This window comes from Streptacidiphilus fuscans (assembly GCF_015690355.1).
In the GTDB taxonomy this organism is placed as follows: domain Bacteria; phylum Actinomycetota; class Actinomycetes; order Streptomycetales; family Streptomycetaceae; genus Streptacidiphilus; species Streptacidiphilus fuscans.
The window spans coordinates 299,710-315,954 of the sequence record NZ_JADPRT010000010.1 but is presented as its reverse complement, the minus strand read 5'-3'; the positions used below and the strand labels follow the sequence as shown (position 1 = coordinate 315,954).

12 protein-coding genes are annotated in these 16,245 nt (G+C 73.1%); 4 read left to right on the top strand and 8 right to left on the bottom strand.

Translation table 11 applies throughout. The features are described from left to right. Window positions 1–7 precede the first annotated feature (7 nt). Genes I2501_RS24255 through I2501_RS24245 form a run of 3 tightly spaced genes read right to left on the bottom strand, consistent with a single transcriptional unit; the run spans window position 8 to window position 4,059 of the window. On the bottom strand, window positions 8–661 hold the full coding sequence (locus tag I2501_RS24255; protein ID WP_196196281.1) for an ATP-binding cassette domain-containing protein: 654 nt from the start codon (window positions 659–661) through the stop codon (window positions 8–10). Further along, window positions 651–3,443, bottom strand: a complete 2,793-nt coding sequence (locus I2501_RS24250) for an ABC transporter permease subunit (protein ID WP_328806581.1) — start codon at window positions 3,441–3,443, stop codon at window positions 651–653. Before I2501_RS24250 ends, I2501_RS24255 begins: the two co-directional genes overlap by 11 nt. A gap of 1 nt (window position 3,444) precedes the next feature. Next, complete coding sequence (locus I2501_RS24245) at window positions 3,445–4,059, bottom strand: hypothetical protein (RefSeq protein ID WP_196196280.1); 615 nt, start codon at window positions 4,057–4,059, stop codon at window positions 3,445–3,447. 220 nt (window positions 4,060–4,279) lie between these two features. On the opposite strand from I2501_RS24245, the gene I2501_RS24240 reads away from it, so the two are divergent. Next, window positions 4,280–4,876: a hypothetical protein gene (locus I2501_RS24240; RefSeq protein ID WP_196196279.1), complete on the top strand. Its 597-nt coding sequence runs from the start codon at window positions 4,280–4,282 to the stop codon at window positions 4,874–4,876. Window positions 4,877–4,931: 55 nt separating this feature from the next. After that, entirely contained in the window at window positions 4,932–6,263 is a 1,332-nt protein-coding gene (locus tag I2501_RS24235; protein WP_196196278.1) for an ABC transporter substrate-binding protein, read from the top strand. A gap of 9 nt (window positions 6,264–6,272) precedes the next feature. Here I2501_RS24235 and I2501_RS24230 read toward each other — a convergent pair whose 3' ends face one another. The 3 genes from I2501_RS24230 to I2501_RS24220 form a co-directional block, all read right to left on the bottom strand. Then, window positions 6,273–8,270: a hypothetical protein gene (locus I2501_RS24230; protein ID WP_196196277.1), complete on the bottom strand. Its 1,998-nt coding sequence runs from the start codon at window positions 8,268–8,270 to the stop codon at window positions 6,273–6,275. A 180-nt stretch (window positions 8,271–8,450) separates the two neighbouring features. Next, window positions 8,451–9,290 carry an alpha/beta fold hydrolase gene (locus tag I2501_RS24225; protein WP_196196276.1) on the bottom strand — a complete coding sequence of 280 codons (840 nt, stop codon included), beginning with the start codon at window positions 9,288–9,290 and terminating at the stop codon, window positions 8,451–8,453. Window positions 9,291–9,405: 115 nt separating this feature from the next. Beyond that, on the bottom strand, window positions 9,406–10,761 hold the full coding sequence (locus I2501_RS24220) for a mannosyltransferase family protein (RefSeq protein ID WP_196196275.1): 1,356 nt from the start codon (window positions 10,759–10,761) through the stop codon (window positions 9,406–9,408). Between the two features lie 301 nt (window positions 10,762–11,062). Here I2501_RS24220 and I2501_RS24215 point away from each other — a divergent pair, with 301 nt between their 5' ends. After that, window positions 11,063–11,926, top strand: a complete 864-nt coding sequence (locus tag I2501_RS24215) for an aquaporin (RefSeq protein ID WP_196196274.1) — start codon at window positions 11,063–11,065, stop codon at window positions 11,924–11,926. 65 nt (window positions 11,927–11,991) lie between these two features. Then, window positions 11,992–12,684, top strand: a complete 693-nt coding sequence (locus tag I2501_RS24210; RefSeq protein WP_196196273.1) for a hypothetical protein — start codon at window positions 11,992–11,994, stop codon at window positions 12,682–12,684. Between the two features lie 343 nt (window positions 12,685–13,027). Here the strand turns inward: I2501_RS24210 and I2501_RS39635 are convergent, their stop codons facing one another. Continuing rightward, window positions 13,028–13,249 (bottom strand): hypothetical protein, encoded by a 222-nt coding sequence (locus I2501_RS39635; protein WP_236047058.1) that lies wholly within the window; start codon window positions 13,247–13,249, stop codon window positions 13,028–13,030. Window positions 13,250–14,045: 796 nt separating this feature from the next. Next, window positions 14,046–16,244, bottom strand: coding sequence for a 3-hydroxyacyl-CoA dehydrogenase NAD-binding domain-containing protein (locus I2501_RS24200; protein WP_196196272.1), 2,199 nt, complete (start codon window positions 16,242–16,244; stop codon window positions 14,046–14,048). Window position 16,245 lies beyond the last annotated feature (1 nt).

Here is a 16,245-nt window from a genome sequence, read left to right as displayed (position 1 = left end):
GCCGGGCTCAGGTCTCGTACGCCGCTGCCACCGCGCCGCGCCGGAGCTCGAAGACGAGGTCCGGCGCGGCGGGCGCGGCCGGGAGGGACTGCTCCGCAAGGACCACCGTCCGGCCCGCCGCCACCAGCGCCATCAGCGCCGTATGGACGCGCGCCACGACCTCCTCGGCCAGCCCCAGGCCGAGCTCGTCGAGCAGCAGCAGCCGTCCCGGCCCGGTCAGCACCCGGGAGAGCGCGACCATCCGCTGCTCGCCGCCCGACAGCGTCCCCGCCGTCCGGGAGAGCAGCGGCTCCAGCTCGGGGAAGAGCGCCAGCGCGGCCGGGAGCCCGGCACCGCTGAGCAGCGTCAGGTTCTCCGCCACGGTGAGCGAGGGGAAGACGCCCTGCTCCGCCGGGAGCAGCGCGATGCCGAGCCGGGAACGGCGGAAGGTGTCCATCGCGGTGATGTCCCTGGCCCGCCCCGACCCGCCGTACCAGCGCACGCTGCCCGAGGCGAGCGGCGCGACCCCCGCCAGCGCGTGCAGGGTGCTGGTCCGGCCCGACCCGTTCCGGCCCAGCAGCACCGTCATCGCCCCGGCCGCGATCGGCAGGTCCACCCCGTGCAGCGCCTCCAGCGGCCCGTACCGGACGCGGGCCGCGCGCAGCTCCACCTCAAGCGCCATGCGGCGCCTCACGGCCCGGATGCCCGGCTCCGTCTGGATGCCCGCCCTGATGCCCGGCTCCGCCCCGGTGCTCCAGCCGGGCGTGGAACTCGGTCCGGCCGGTCCGCATCACGTGCACGCCGGAGGCCAGCTCGTCGACCAGCTCGCGGTCGTGTTCCACCAGCAGCAGGGCCAGCCCGCCGTCGGCCAGTGAGCGGAGCAGCTCCACCAGCAGCGCCGTCTCCCGCCGGTCCAGGCCGGCTCCCGGCTCGTCCAGCAGCAGTACGGCGGGTTGCGCCGCCAGCGCCCGGCCGAGTTCGACCAGCCGCAGGGTCCCGGTGGGCAGCTCGGCGGCGGCCTGGTCGCGCAGGTCGGAGAGGCCGAGCAGGTCCAGCAGCCGGTCGGCGTCCGCCGCGGACTCCCGTGCGGTACGCCCGGCCGACTGCTCAGCCCCGACGCGCAGGTTGTCCGCCACCGTCAGCCCGGGGAAGACGGCGATCTGCTGGAAGGTCCGGGCCAGCCCGAGCCTGGCCCGGGCGTGCTCGGGCAGCCGGGTCAGGTCCTTGCCGCCGAGCAGCACCTGGCCGGAGTCCGCGCGCTGCGCGCCGCTGAGGCAGTCGAAGAGGGTGCTCTTGCCCGCGCCGTTGGGCCCGGTCAGCGCGGTGATCCGCCCCGGCGGCACGGCCAGCGTCACCCCGTCGACGGCGGTGACCCCCTGGAACCGCTTGGTCAGGTTGTGCGCGGTCAGCCGCTCGCCCTCCCGCCGGGCGACCATCGGCGGGGCCGCAGGTGTGGGAGCAGGCGGAGTCGCCGCCTGAGCGGGCAGCGGGACCCGCGCCGCCAGCCGCCGTCCGAGCGGAGTCAGCCGGACCGGCTCCGCGCCCTGTTCCGCCGCCGCGCGGTGGGCGGCGTCCCTGGCCCGGGCTTCGCGTCCCGGCAGGCGGGTCAGCCCCGCCAGGCCGCCCGGCGGGAGCCGGCCGAGCAGCAGCGCCAGCGCGCCGACGACCGCCGTCGAGACGCCCGCGACGGTGCCCGCGTCCAGGCCCACCAGGGTGGCCGCCGCCAGCACCGCGCCGACCGCGCTGTCCGCGCCGAAGACCACCACCGCGGCGAACCAGATCAGGCCCAGCACGGGGTCGAAGGCGTTCGGGTCGAACGCCTGCCCGCCCAGCCCCATCAGCCCGCCGCCCAGCGCGGCCAACGCCGCGCCCAGCACGAAGGCCAGCAGCTTCAGCCGTGGCACGTCCACCCCGGCCGCCGCCGCGCCCGCCTCGTGGTCCCGCATCGCGCCCAGCGCCCGGCCGAGCCGTCCCCGGCGCAGCGCCCGGACCAGCAGCAACGCGGCAGCCAGCAGCGCCAGCTCCACCCCGTAGAAGAACCGGTCCTGGCCGAGCATCCCGGTCCGGTCCAGCACGACGCCGGTGGTCGCGGCGGGCTGCTGGAAGACCAGCCGGTTGATCGCCGTCCCCACCGCGAAGGTGGTCAGCGCCAGGGCCAGCCCGCGTCGTCGGATCGCGGGCCAACCGACCAGCAGCCCCAGCGGCGCGGCCAGCACCACCGCGCACAGCAGCGCCACCACGGGCGGGAACGCGGGCAACCCCGCCACCTGCCCGCCCGCCAGCAGCCCGGTGAAGAGCGCGCCCAGCCCCGCGTACCCGGCCTGACCGAGCGACACCTGGCCGCCGTAGCCGGTCACCACGGTGATCGACAGCAGTACCAGCGCCAGCGCGGGCACCTGCAGCGCCGACCGCAGGTCGTCCGCGCGGAACGCGAACGGCAGCAGCAACAACACCGCGCACCCGAGCCGCACCGCCGAGTTCCGCCCGGAGCCCGCGGCACCGCCGGACGCGATCGGACGTCCGGTCAGCACCGGGTGGTAGGCCCGGCGTTCCGGGTCCGTGCCGTCCCCGCGCCCACGGCCGGTGAAGTCCAACGGCAGCACCAGCACCGCCACCAGCAGCGCCAGCGCGAACAGGTTCGCCCCCACCGCCTGGAGCAGCGACTGCTGCCACCCGCCCGGATGGAACTGGGTCAACTCGCTCTGCAGCACACCCAGCGCCAGCGCCGACCCGACCGCCACAGTCAGGCTGCGCAGCTGCGCGATCACGGCGACCGCCATCGTCTCCATCACCAGCAGCGGCAGCCCGTACGGGTCCAGCCGCAGGCCGGGGGCGAGCACCGCGCCGGTCAGCCCGGCCGTGAACGCGCCGAACGCCCAGCCCACCGAGGAGACCCGGTCCGCGTCCACCCCGGCCAGCTCCGCCAGCCGCCGGTTGTCGACGACCGCCCGCACCTGGGTGCCGAACGGCGTCCACCGGCCCACCACCGCCACCCCGACCGCCAGCACGCCGACCACGGCCAGCACCGCCCACGGGGTCGACGGCAGCAGGCTCGGCGCGTCGGCCAAGGGCGTCGGCCCCCACAGCAGGAACGCCGCGCCGACCAGCAGCACGAAGACACCGAGGCAGGCCACCAGCGTCGCCACCGGACCGGCGGAACGCCGTTGCAGCGGCCGGAAGACGACGGCGTCCAGGGTCCAGCCGATCGCGGGAGCGAAGACCAGCAGGCAGACCGCGACGGCCAGCGCCTTGGGCCAGTGCCAGACCACCACGGTCTGCCGTACCGCGTAGGCGGTGATCATCGCGATCGCGCCCTGAGCCAGGTTGAGCACGCCGGTCGCCCGGTAGCAGACCACCAGCCCGATCCCGGAGAGCGCCGCCGCGGCGCCTACGGTGAGCCCGGCCTGCGCCAGGTCCAGCGGCAGCGACGCGAGCTGTGCGTGCACCAGCTGCGCGGCGGGCACCTCAGGCCTCCGACGACGTGTCGGGCGCGGTGTCCCCGGTGCCCGAGGCCGTGTTCTGCCTGCCCTGGTCCGGCATGCACAGCGGGCAGGGGCGCAACCCGCGCTCGCGGGCCCCGGCCGGGGTCACCGGGACCGCGTCGCCGCGACCCTCGACCAGGAGGCAGCCGACCCGGTGGTAGGTCCGGCCGTTCGGCAGGTACGCCAGCCGCTCGGCGGCGCTTCCGGGGTCCCTCGCGGCCACCCCGGAAGCGCCGCCGGGAGCCTGCTGGGACCGGGTCGCCTCCTCGACGAGCAGGTCGTACAGTAGGGCCAGCTGGCGGCGCAGCCGGTCGTCCTCACCGATCCGATCACGCCGCGCCTCCTCCTCGGCCGCCCCGGGCCGGGCCAGCAGGACCGCGCCCGCGACGATCAGCGCCGCGCCGGGAACCGTGGCCGACGCAAGGTAGGGGATCTGCCGCTCGGCGAACCGTTCGCCGGAGATGCCGTACCAGCCGAGCACGCACAGCAGGGCGCCCGCCGCGCCCAGCGCCCACCCCAACTGCGTCCACCCCATCGTGAAGCCCCGCCCCGAGAACCCGCGCACCGTGAACCCGCGCAGTGTGAACCTCCGCGTCATGGGGTTCCTCCCTCGGGCTCTCGGCTCTGGGCCGAATGGTCACGTTCCCTCATCAATACCCGCACGGGAGGGCTCCTGGCGATCCCTGGGAGCTAGCTTGGGGATCCAGCGCTGATGCTAAGTCAGATCTCCGCACCCATCTCTCTCGACTCTCTCGCAACCCAGGACAGGGCGGTGAAGGTTGATGGACACAGAGCGGTTGGTGGACACAGATCGAGGCATGGGTCGAACCAGGACCGTCCTCTTCCGGGCCGGGACCGCGGCGGCGGTCCTGCTGCTCGCGGCGGCCTGCAGCAGCAGCGGCGGCAGCAGTTCGGGCTCTCCCTCGGCGTCGGCCACCTCGGGCGCGGCGAGCGGTGCGCCGGCGAGCAGCGCGCCCGCGAACCCCAGCGGCAGCGCCGCAGCGGCCGCGTGCGGCAGCTCGGTGCCGTACACCGTCTCCGGCAGCGGACCCGCCGACGTGAAGACGGCCGCCCAGCAGGTGGCGGCGAACTACAACAAGTTCTTCGACCCGGCGACCTCCGACGTGGCCAAGGTCGCGCTGCTGCAGAACGGGGTCAAGTTCACCCCGGTGCTGCTGGCCTTCGGCAAGGACCCGCAGGCGGCGCAGACCACTGTCGGCGTCACCAAGGTGGACTTCACCGGCGCCACCACCGCCAAGGTCACCTACAACGTCTGCCTGAGCGGCGCCGAGGCGCTGCCCAACAGCACGGGCCAGTCCGTCAACGAGAACGGCATCTGGAAGGTCGCCGACACGACCCTGTGCGGCCTGCTCCAGCTCAAGGCCGGCTCCACGCCGATCCCCGGCTGCTCCTGAGAGACCAGTGAGACCCGAGAGACCGAGGGATCAGAGGCGGTGAGCAGGTGAGCGGGTGAGCGTCCGGCGCGCCGCGCGCGCGAGGACGGTCCGGGCGGCCGTCCTCGCGCTGCTCCTGGTGTGCGCGACCGCCTGCGGCAGTCGACTGCCGCTCCGCGACTTCGGCAGCACCGCGCCCGCCGCGCCGGGCGGGACGGCGCAGCCCCCCATCCCGGTCGGCATCATCGCCTCGATCAGCAGCCCGCTGGGCGGCGACACCTTCTCCGGCCCGACGACCGGCGCGCAGGCCTTCTTCCAGGCGCTCGACGCCGCGGGCGGCATCAACGGCCGCCAGGTCAAGGTCTATCCGTGCGACGACGGCGGCTCCGGCATCGGCAACCAGAGCTGCGTGCACCAGCTGATCGACCAGGACCACGTGGTCGCCCTGGTCGCCGGGACCGAGCTGGAGTACGCGGGCGCGCCGTACGTCAGCGCCCAGGGCGTCCCCGACATCGGCGGCATCACCATCGGCACGGCCTACGACCAGTACCCGCACCTTTACCAGATCTACGGCACCGACGAACCGCGCGACGGGAAGACGGTCGGCTGGAACGGCGTGCTGTACCAGTCCACCGAGGTCGACCGGTACTTCAAGACCAAGCTCGGCCTCAGCCGGGCGGTGGTCGTCGCCTACAACCAGTCCGACTCCCTCCGCTACGCCGCCCAACTCACCCAGGGCCTCAAGGCCGAGGGCTACTCGGTGCTCAACGAGACCGTCGACTTCGCCCTGCCGGACTTCGCCGCCGTCGCCGCCGGGATGAAGGCCGACCACGCCCAACTGCTGCTCGACGCCATGGACCTGCGCGGCAACACCGGTCTCTGCCAGGCGATGGCCTCGGCCGGGGTCGGCGTGACGGCCAAGGTGACCAACGAGCAGAACTGGTCCGACGAGATCCGCTCCGACTACGCCTCCGTCCCCGGCTGCCGCGACGTCCTGTGGACCACGTCGTACGCGCGCAACTACGAGGACACGCGCTATCCCGCGGTCTCCGCGTTCCGTGCGGCGATGCAGAAGTACGACCCGGACCAGCAGTTGTCCGAATGGCAGCTGCTCGGCTGGGCGGGCGCGCAGTGGTTCACCGACGCCGCCACCTCCTGCGGCGCGGACGTGACCCGCTCCTGCGTCGACGCCTACATGCAGCGCCCGCAGCCCTACGACGCCCACGGCCTGCTGATCCCGGCCTCGTTCGTGCCGAGCCCGCACCCGCCGACCGGCCTCACCAAGGCCTGCCTGAACGTGGCCCGTTGGGAGGACTCGGCCGACGGCGGTCAGGGCGGCTGGGTCACCCAGGTCCCGGACATGAACACCACCTGCTTCCAGGTGCCCTCGCTGCCCTACAAGCCCTAGCGCGGGGGCTCAGCGCCCGTTGATCCCCTCGACGGGCGAGCCGCCCGTGGTGTCCGTGCTGCCGACACTGTCCGAGCTGTGCCGGGTAAGGCCGAGGCCCGAGTCGAGGATCTTCTTCAGCTTCGGCGACAGCGTCGACGGGTCCGGTCCGACGCCGATCAGCTGCGAGGAGATGCTCATCGGCTGCGGGGTCACCGCGCGCAGCAGGATCCTGCCCTTGACGCCGGGGGTGTCCACGCCGCTGTAGGGGGCCTTGAGCCGGTAGACGGCGGTGGAGTGGGCCGGGAGCGTGACCGGGCCGGAGAGCACCTTCCAGTAGTCCGAAATGGTCGCCCCGGTGCTGGTGGCGAAGTGCGGGGTCACCGCCTCGTCGCTGGTGTTGGTCACCGTCACCTGCACCCGCTGCAGCAGGTCCAGCAGTGCGAGCTCGCCCGCCCCGTCGCTGCCGTTCATCGCGGTCACCGCCATCGTCAGCGGCGGGGGAGTGAGGATCGCCGCCGCGATGGTGACCACCGTCGGCGCCAGCAGCACCGGCACCAGTGCGGCGCGTACCGCCCGGGAGCCGAGCCAGCCCGTGCGCGGATGCCAGGCGCGGTCGAAGTCGGCGGCGGAGACCGTCGCCGCGGCCATCACCCACAGCGGCACGGTCAGGTCGAAGTAGTCCTGCTGCGAGCGGGTCGACAGGTAGAAGACCAGCCACGGCATCACCGTCACCGCCGGGCCCAGCCGCCGGGGGAAGAGCACCAGCAGCACCATCATCGCCAGGCAGAGCAACTGCCCGGCCACGCTGTAGAGATGCAGGTCGCCGCTGCCGGAGGTGAAGAAGGAGGAGATGCCGACCAGCCCCTGCCCGGCCGGGATCGCCTGCTGCGTCAGCGGCGTCAGCACCCCGCGGAGCCAGGCGTGCGCGCCCTGGAGGATGAACGGCAGGTTGATCGCCAGGAAGACCCCGGCGGTGATCGCCGCATAGCGCAGCACCACCCGGGCCGCGTCCCGCGCGGGCATCTCGCCGCGCCGGATCATGAACATCCCGATCAGCAGGAACGGCGTCAGGAACCAGGTCAGCTGGTGCAGGCAGGCCGCGATGCCGAGGCAGACGGCCTGCGTGACGCCGATCAGGCCGAGCCGTCCGCCGCGTCCGGTCCGGTGCCAGTAGGCCACGGTGACCAGCAGGAACGGCAGTTCCATGCAGCCGGGGTAGCCCATCTGCGCGTAGTTGGGCAGCCAGCCGAAGCCGAAGCAGACGATCACCGCCACCGGCCGCCAGGAGACCGGCAGCAGCAGGAACATCACCACCGAGGCCAGCAGCAGCATCGCCGTCGCCGCCAGCCCGGCGGGCGGGTGGCTGAGACCCAGCTTCATCGGGACCGCGGTGAAGATCGGCCCCAGCGGCGGGTAGTCGAGCCCGGTCGCCGCGCCGCCGTTCATCAGCGGGGTGGTCCCGACATGGAACATCGAGAAGATCTGCGGCCACTGGGTCCCGTAGATCCGGCCGTGGTGCAGCAGGGTCCGGGCCGCCATGTGGATCAGCGAGCCCTCGTCGGTGCCGTAGTACACGTGGCTGGACGCCACCCCGGGCGCGGGCGGCTGCGCGGCGGTTACGACGTAGAACCGGTTGACGCACTGCAGCGCGGCGACGGCCAGCATGAACGCGTCGACGAGCGTCATCACCCGCCGGGTCCGCACGCTCAGCGCCAGCACCGCGATCACCAGGATCGCGCCGAAGTACAGGATCACCGCGAAGGCGTGCACCTGCTGGTTGACGATGGTGCGGTTCCAGATGTCGCGCGCGCCGATCAGCATGGACGCGCAGGCGAGCACCGTCAGCATCCGGTTGACCTGGGCGGGCGGCAGCCGGAGCAGCTCCGGCGCGCTGTGCCCGGCCAGCACCCAGCGGCCGACCCGGCGCAGGCGCTGGGCGCGCGGTTCGGGCCGCCCTGCGCCGGAGCCGGGTACCGCGCTGTCGTCCGGCTCGTCGTCGAGGGGAGCCGCAGGATCTCGGGACATCACTGGCACGAGCGCATCGTGACATGCCGTCAGCGGCACGGGCAGCGCCCGGCTGCTCCTGACGCGGCCGGATTGACGCCGTTGACCTGCGCTTTCTCGGCAGGTGAGTGAGGGGGCTGGTATCACTCCATCGGGTGAGCTCGCCCGGTATCCGGGACGGGGGCGCGTCCGACGGGCGTGCTACGCCTCCGCGGCGGCGACGGCCGAGAGGATCGTCTCCGCGACCAGCGTCGGGTCGTCGTTCATCGGCACATGGCCGCAGCCCGCCAACCGGACGACCTTCGCCTTGGGCAGCCGGGTCTCCGCACGGCCGGCCTGCTTGGGGACCAGCAACCGGTCCTTGGTGCCCCAGCCGATGGTCACCGGCACGCCGGTGACGTCGACGCGGTAGTCGACGTTCAGCCCCGCCTTGAGCGTCGCCGCGAAGCCTTTCGCCCCGCGCAGCGCCCGGGTCTCGGCCAGCGCGTCCTCGGGCGCGCGCAGCTTCGGGCGGGCGTAGATGGAGCCGACCAGCAGCCCGCGGGTGGACGGGTTCTCGGCGAGCCGTCGGGCCAGCGGGGCGGGCAGGGTCCGCGCGCCGAAGCGCATGCCGAGCAGCACGCCGAACGCGTAGGCCTGCTCCGGCCGGGTCCAGAACCCGGCGGGGGAGAGCGCGGTCACCGAGCGCGCCAGCCCGCGTCGGCCCATCTCCAGCGCGAGCAGCCCGCCGAGCGAGTTGCCGACCACGTGCGGGCGGGTGACCTCCAGCGCGGCGCAGAGCGAGCCGAGGCCGGGCACGACCGAGTCGAGGTCGTAGGCGGACCCGGCCGGGAGCGGCGCGGATGCGCCGAAACCGGGCAGGTCGATCGCGATCACGTCGTGCCGCTCGGCCAGCGCGGGGAGCACCGGCTCCCAGGCCTGCCAGTGGTGGCCGATCCCGTGCATCAGCAGCAGCGGGGTCCCGCTGCCCCGGCGCTCGTACCGCACGGTGACGGTGCGCGGGCCGTGCGGCGTTTCGTGCTGGTACGCGATCTCGGGCATGGCGACGCTCCCTGGTGCCGACGGCTGGGCAGCCTTACTAGACCTGGTGTCAGTAAGAATTACCGGAGAGTAGCTTCGCCGACAAGAGGGTGCGTCGAAAGTGGTGGGCGGGCGCTCAGGGCGCGCTGGGCGAGTACAGCAGGATGTACGCGCCGTAGAGCCCCGAGGAGATCGCGCAGGCCGCAAGGACCGCGTAGAGCGTCGCCTTGGTCCGGACCCGGGCGAAACCCGCCGCCAGCGGGATCAGCAGCGGGAAGGCGGGCAGCAGGAACCGGGCTCGCGAGGAGAAGAAGGCAGTGTCGCCGTAGGCGATCACCATGATGACGAAGCTGAACATCACGAACGCCAGCGGCTGACGCTGCGCGATCGAGGTCACGAAGACCACCGCCGCCGCGATCAGCACCCCGGCCACCACCGGGTAGTACAGCCCGACCGGGTTCGCCGAGGTGAAGAGCAGGCGCATGTCGTGCGCGGTCGACATTCCGAAGTTGAACTTGGAATGCCAGCCCGCCTGGATCTGGAAGTAGGCGTTCAGGTTGTGCAGCCGCAGCGCGGTCCAGCCGACGAAGCCGACCCAGCCCACGGGCGCCATCAGGATCGCCACCAGCGGCTTCCACAGCGGCGGCTCGGTGGCGAGCGGTGCGGCGTCGAGGTCGGCGCCGTCGAACCAGGGCAGTCGGTCCAGCCAGGGGAGGAGTCGACCCTGTCCCTGCTCGGCGCGGCGCCGCTGGTAGCGCAGCCAGATCTCCATGGCGCCCGCGCACATCACCGCCGCCGCGACGGCGACACCGGTCGGCCGGGTCAGGCCCGCCAGGATCGACAGCACCCCGGCCGCGATCCAGCGGCGGGAGACCACGCAGTAGAGCGTCCAGGCGGAGAACATGGTGAACGCCGACTCGCTGTACCCCGCCGTCTCGACGGCGGCGACCGGGGCCACGCCCCACAGCAGCGCCGCGATCGTGCCGACCTTCTCGCCGTAGCGGAACGACGTCGCCGCGAAGATGCCCCAGGCCGCACCGACCGCGCACGCCGAGGCGGTGAGCACCCCGACCGTGCCCCAGCTCAGGAACGGCAGCACGGTGTGGGTGACCTTGATCATCGCCGGATAGACCGGGAAGAAGGCCAGGTTGGTCGTCTGTATCGTCGCGCCCGGAAGCATCGGGCGTATCGCGTGGTCATAGCCGTGCTGGGCTATGTCCAGGTACCAGGAGGCGTCCCAGTGCAGGGCCAGCCGGCGCAGCGCGTAGGTCGCCGAGCCCGGGCTGAGGAAGATGATCAGCGACATACCGACGGCGCGCGCCACCATGAAGAGCAGCAGTGCCGGTTCGGCAGCCCGGAGCGCCAGGGCCAGCCCGGTGCGCCACCCCGTGGGGGTCCGCGCCGGGAGGCGGATCGCGAAGCCGGAGGTCGGCGCTTGCGCCTGGCCTGCCGTCTGCTCGGGCTGCTCGGGCGCGCTGGTCGGAACGCTCACGGTTTCCTCGGTGATGGGAAGGGCTCGAAGTTCGGTCGGCAAGTTGAGCCGAGCATGACGGCCATCCTGTCAGGTCAATGTGTACGGATCGGAAAATTGAGGTGAGATCCGGTTCGGAGTGAGAGCGGGCCGACGTGCGGCTTCGCGTGTGCGTGGCGGAATTGTGCACGAACTGGACCCGCCCCTGGACGCAGCTGTGTTGATCGCGTGTCAGATATGCGGTGGATCCGTGTCAGGTGTGCGGGCGGCATGGGCTGGGTAAAAATTGACAAAATGTTGAAATGGCGCTTCTCTGCCCCCTATGGGGACAGGGTCGGTTGGGGTGGGTCTGCGTCAGTCGGGACGGCGTCAGGCGGGACGGCATCATGCGGGATGGCGTCGGGCCGGACGGCATCGGGCGGAATGGCGTCGGGTCGGGGCCGAGCTGGTGGGGACCGCGCTGCTGGCTGGCGTGGTGGTCGGATCGACGGACAAGGCCGTGGCGCTCGGCCGCGATCCCGCCACGGTGCTGCTGGCGACCTCGCTGGCGACGTCGAGTGCGCTCGGGGTGCTGATCCTGCTCTTCGCCCCGGTCTCCGGCGGTCACCTCAACCCGGTGGTCACCCTCACCGTGCGCGGTCTCTCCGCCCGTTCCCGTGCCGTCCGTCTTCTCGCGCAGCTGCTCGGGGCGACCGTCGGCGCGGTGCTGGCCGAGGCGATGTTCGGCAGGCCGCTGCTGGCCGCCACCGGCGCGCACCTGGGAGGAGCCGGGACGCTGCTCGGCGAGGTGGTCGGCACGGCCGGGCTGATCCTGGTCGTGCAGGGCCTCGACCGCACCGGTCGGGACCGGATGATCCCGCTGGCCGTCGCCGCCTACATCGCGGCCGGGATCTGGTCCACCTCGTCCGGGGCCTTCGCCAACCCTGCTGTCACCGTGGCCCGTTCACTCACCGGCGGCCCGTCAGGCCTGGCGCCCGCCTCGCTTCCCGCCTTCCTCGCCGCGCAACTGCTGGGAGCGGCGCTCGGCGGCGGGGTGGCCGCCCTGATCTTCCGCCCGCCGCCGGAAACATCCGAGGGAGTGCCTTCGGGAGGGCCCTCGGGAGGGCGATCGGAGGTGCCCCGGGAGGCGTCCCCGCATGTGCCTCCGGAGGTGCCCCCGGCCATCGGGGTCGACGCCTGCGCATAGGCCCGGACGGCTGCCGCTTAGGATCGGACCGTCGTTGGGTCGAGGTCCGGTGAAGGGGGCGGTGGGTGGCAGCGGATCAGGCGGCGGCCAGCCGGTTCGAGGAGGAACGGCCGGGCGTCGTCGACGCCTACGCCGCGCTGCTCGCCGAGGCCGACAGCCCCCTGGTCGCGACCGGCCGCTGGTCCCGGGTCCGCCGCAACGCCGAGAACGTGCTGCGCGAGTGCGCCACCGGACTGCGCGGCGAACAGCCCCAGGTGGCCGAGGCCGAGCTCGTCGGCGCCGAACTGCTCGGCGCCCGCCGCGCCGTCGACGGCATCCCCGCCGAGGAGTCGGTCCGTGCCGCGCGGCTCCTGTGGCAGGCCACCGAGCCCGCCCTGGAGCGCGCCCTCGCCCCGTTGCCGCCACGCCTGCGTGCCCAACTGCGGCGTCAGGCGGGCCGCGCCTTCTACCGCAGCGTCAGCACCCGGCTCCGGGCCGGTGCGGCCGGATACGCCGACCACGGCCTGATCGACCTGCTGGTCGGCATCGAGCGCGCCGCCCTCGCGTCGGACAGGCGGGAGCGGGAGGCGGCGGCGGGGCCCGCGCCGGAGTCGGAGGCGGAGGCGGAATCGGAGGCAGCGGCCGGGCCGGGGTCGCGGCCCTGCCCCGGCGCGCACCGTCGCATCGCCGCCGAACTCGGAGTGCCGGAGACTCCTGGGGCAGAGGTCCGCACCACCCTCCGAGCCGCCCTGCGCCGCGCGGAGGCCCGCGAGCGGTGATCGCGGCGCGCGCCTAGGCTGGCCGTATCACCTCCGTCCGGGCTCGTCCCGTACCCCTCTTCCGTCCCGCTGACAGCGGCCCAGCGCTGCGCCGGACCGTGGGGCGCGCCGCGCCCGCGCTGCTCGCCTACGCGGCGGTCCGCGGGCTCGGGATCGCGATGGTCCTCGGCTACGGCTGGACGCACGGCTCGGCGGCCACCCACGGCAAGGACCCGATCGCCCGGCTCGGCACCCTCTGGGACGCCGGCTGGTACGGCCTGATCGTCGACCACGGCTACTCCCGGGGCAACGGCGCGATCGGCGCGCACGGCATCCCCTACTCGCCGCGCGCCTTCTTCCCGCTCTACCCCGGCCTGGCCCGCGCGGTCCGGGAGGTCACCGGGCTCGACACGGCCGGTGCGCTGGTCGCCGTCGCCTGGGTGTCCTCGCTGGCGGCGGCCTGGGCGATCTTCGCCGTCGCCGACCGCCTCTGGAGCCGCCGGGTCGGCGTCGTCGCCGTCGTCCTCTGGGGCGTGCTGCCGCTGGCCGCGGTGGAGTCGATGGGGTACTCGGAGGCGCTCTTCACCGCCCTCTGCGCCTGGAGCCTCTACGCCGTGCTGGCGGAACGCTGGGTCACGGCGGGGGTGCTCTGCGCCCTGGCCGGGCTGACCCGGCCGAGCGCCTCCGCGCTGATAGCGGCGGTCGCCCTGACCGCGCTGCTACGCCTGTGGCGCGATCGGAGGTCGGGCCTGCGCGACGGGCGGTGGCGGGACGGGTGGTGGCGGGACGGGCGGTGGCGCCCGGCGGCGGCCGTGGTGCTCGCTCCGCTCGGCTGGCTCGGCTACATCGTCTACGTGAGCGTCGCCGCGCACTCGCTGGACGCCTACTTCCACATCCAGGACGCGTGGAACACCGGCTTGGACTGGGGCGGCAGCACGCTGCACTGGTACGCCCAACTCACCGCCGACCTCTTCGGCTCCGACCCGAGCGCCCGCCACTGGGCCGTCGGCAAGCTCCCGGAGGCGCTCACCGGGATCGGCTACCTGGTGCTGCTCGTGGTCGCCCTGTGCCAGAGCGGCCACCGGAGGCAGCCGCTGCCGTTGTTGGTCTTCGGGGCGGGCATGGTCCTGGTCGACTTCGTCAACGCCTCGCCCTACCCGCCGCTTGCGCGCTTCCTGCTCCCGGCCTTCACGCTGCTCTACCCCTTGGCCCAGTGGTTCGCCGACCACCGCGCCGTAGCCTGGCCCTTCCTGGCGACGGCAGCGGTCGCGTCCGCCGTGTACGGGGTGTCGCTGGTGTACTACGGCGGCGGGGCCCCCCCCCCCCGGGGGGGGGGGGGGGGGGGGGGGGCGCGCCGACGGGAACGCAAAGTCTCCGGACGCTCAGTCCGTGAACGTCTCGCCGCGCTCCGCCTTCTCGACCAGCAGCGCCGGGGGCTCGAACCGCTCGCCGTACGCCGCCGCCAACTCCCGTGCCCGCGCCGCGAACCCGGCCAGGCCGCCCTCATAGCCGTTGATGTACTGCAGCACGCCGCCGGTCCAGCCCGGGAAGCCGATCCCCAGGATGCTGCCGATGTTGGCGTCCGCCACCGAGGTCAGCACGCCCTCCTCCAGGCAGCGGACGGTGTCCAGCGCCTCGGCGAAGAGCATCCGGTCCTGCATGTCGCGGAACGGCACGTCCACACCGGTCGACCCGTCGGCGCCAGGCTTGGTGAAGTGCTCGCGCAGCCCAGGCCACAGTCCGGCCCGCTTGCCGTCCACGTAGTCGTAGAAGCCGGCGCCACCGCTGCGCCCGGTGCGGCCGAACTCGTCCAGCATCCGGTCCAGCACCGCGTCCGCCGGGTGCGGGGCCCAGGCCCGGCCCTCGGCCTCGGCCGCGACCCGAGCCTCCTCGCGGATCTTGCGCGGCAGGGTCAGCGTCAGCTCGTCCATCAGCGACAGCACCTTGGCCGGGTACCCGGCCTGGCCCGCCGCCTGCTCGACCGACGCCGGGTCGACGCCCTCGCCGACCATCGCCACGCCCTCGTTGATGAACTGCCCGATCACCCGCGAGGTGAAGAACCCGCGCGAGTCGTTCACCACGATCGGCGTCTTGTTGATCTGCCGGACCAGGTCGAACGCGCGGGCCAGCGCCTCGTCCCCGGTCTGCTCGCCCTTGATGATCTCGACCAGCGGCATCTTGTCGACCGGCGAGAAGAAGTGCAGCCCGATGAAGTCCTCACGCCGCTTGACGCCTTCCGCCAGCATCGTGATCGGCAGCGTCGACGTGTTGGAGCAGAGCAGCGCGTCGGGCGCGACCACGTCCTGGATCTCGGCGAAGACCTGGTGCTTCAGCGCCACGTTCTCGAAGACCGCTTCGATCACCGCGTCGCAGCCGGCCAGGTCGGCCACGTCGCCGGTCGGCGTGATCAGCGCCAGCAGCGCGTCCCGCTTGGCCTCCGTGGTCCGCCCGCGGGACAGCGCCTTGGCCAGCAGCGTGCGCGAGTAGTCCTTGCCGCGCTCGGCCGCCTCCGTGCTCACGTCCTTGAGCACCACCTGGATGCCCGCCTTGGCACACGAGTACGCGATCCCCGCGCCCATCATCCCCGCGCCCAGCACCGCGACCTTGGTCACCTTGCGGGCCGGGACGTCGGCGGGCCGGTTGGCACCCGAGTTGACGGCCTGCAGGTCGAAGAAGAACGCCTGGATCATGTTCTTCGCGGTCTGGCCGGTGGCCAGCTCGGTGAAGTAGCGCGCCTCGATGGTGAACGCGGTGTCGATGTCCACCTGCGCCGACTCGACGGCGGTGGCCAGGATGTTGCGCGGCGCCGGGTAGGGCGCGCCGTTCAGCTGCTTCTTCAGGTTGGCCGGGAAGGCCGGCAGGTTGGCCGCGAAGGCGGGCGAACTCGGCGTGCCACCGGGGATCTTGTAGCCCTTGACGTCCCACGGCTGCTGGGAGGTCTCGTTGGCCTCGACGAACGCCCGTGCCTTGGCCAGCAGTTCGTCCCTGTCCGCCGCCAACTCGTGCACCAGCCCGTGCTCCAGGGCCTGCGCCGGCCGGTACTGCTGTCCCTGCAGCAGCACCTTGAGCAGCGCGTCGGTGATCCCGAGCAGCCGCACGGTACGCACCACGCCGCCACCGCCCGGCAGCAGGCCCAGCGTCACCTCCGGCAGCCCGATCTTGACCTGCGGCGCGTCCAGGGCCACCCGGTGGTGGCAGGCCAGCGCGATCTCCAGGCCCCCGCCGAGCGCGGCCCCGTTGATCGCGGCGACGACGGGAACACCCAGCGTCTCCAGCCCGCGCAGCGCGCGCTTGAGAACGAGCGATCCCTCGAAGAACTCCTGCGCGTCGGCGGGCTGGACGGCGCTCAGCATGCGCAGGTCGCCACCGGCGAAGAAGGTCTTCTTGGCGGACATGACGATCACGCCGCGCAACTCACCCGCGTCGCGCAGCGCGGTGAGCCGGGCGACGACGGCGACGAAGTCGGCCGTGAAGGCCGTGTTCATGGTGTTGACGGACTGGTTGGGGTCGTCCAGGACGAGGGTGACGACCCCGTCGGCGTCCTGCTCCCAGCGGATGGTGGTGATGTTCTCGGTGCTCATG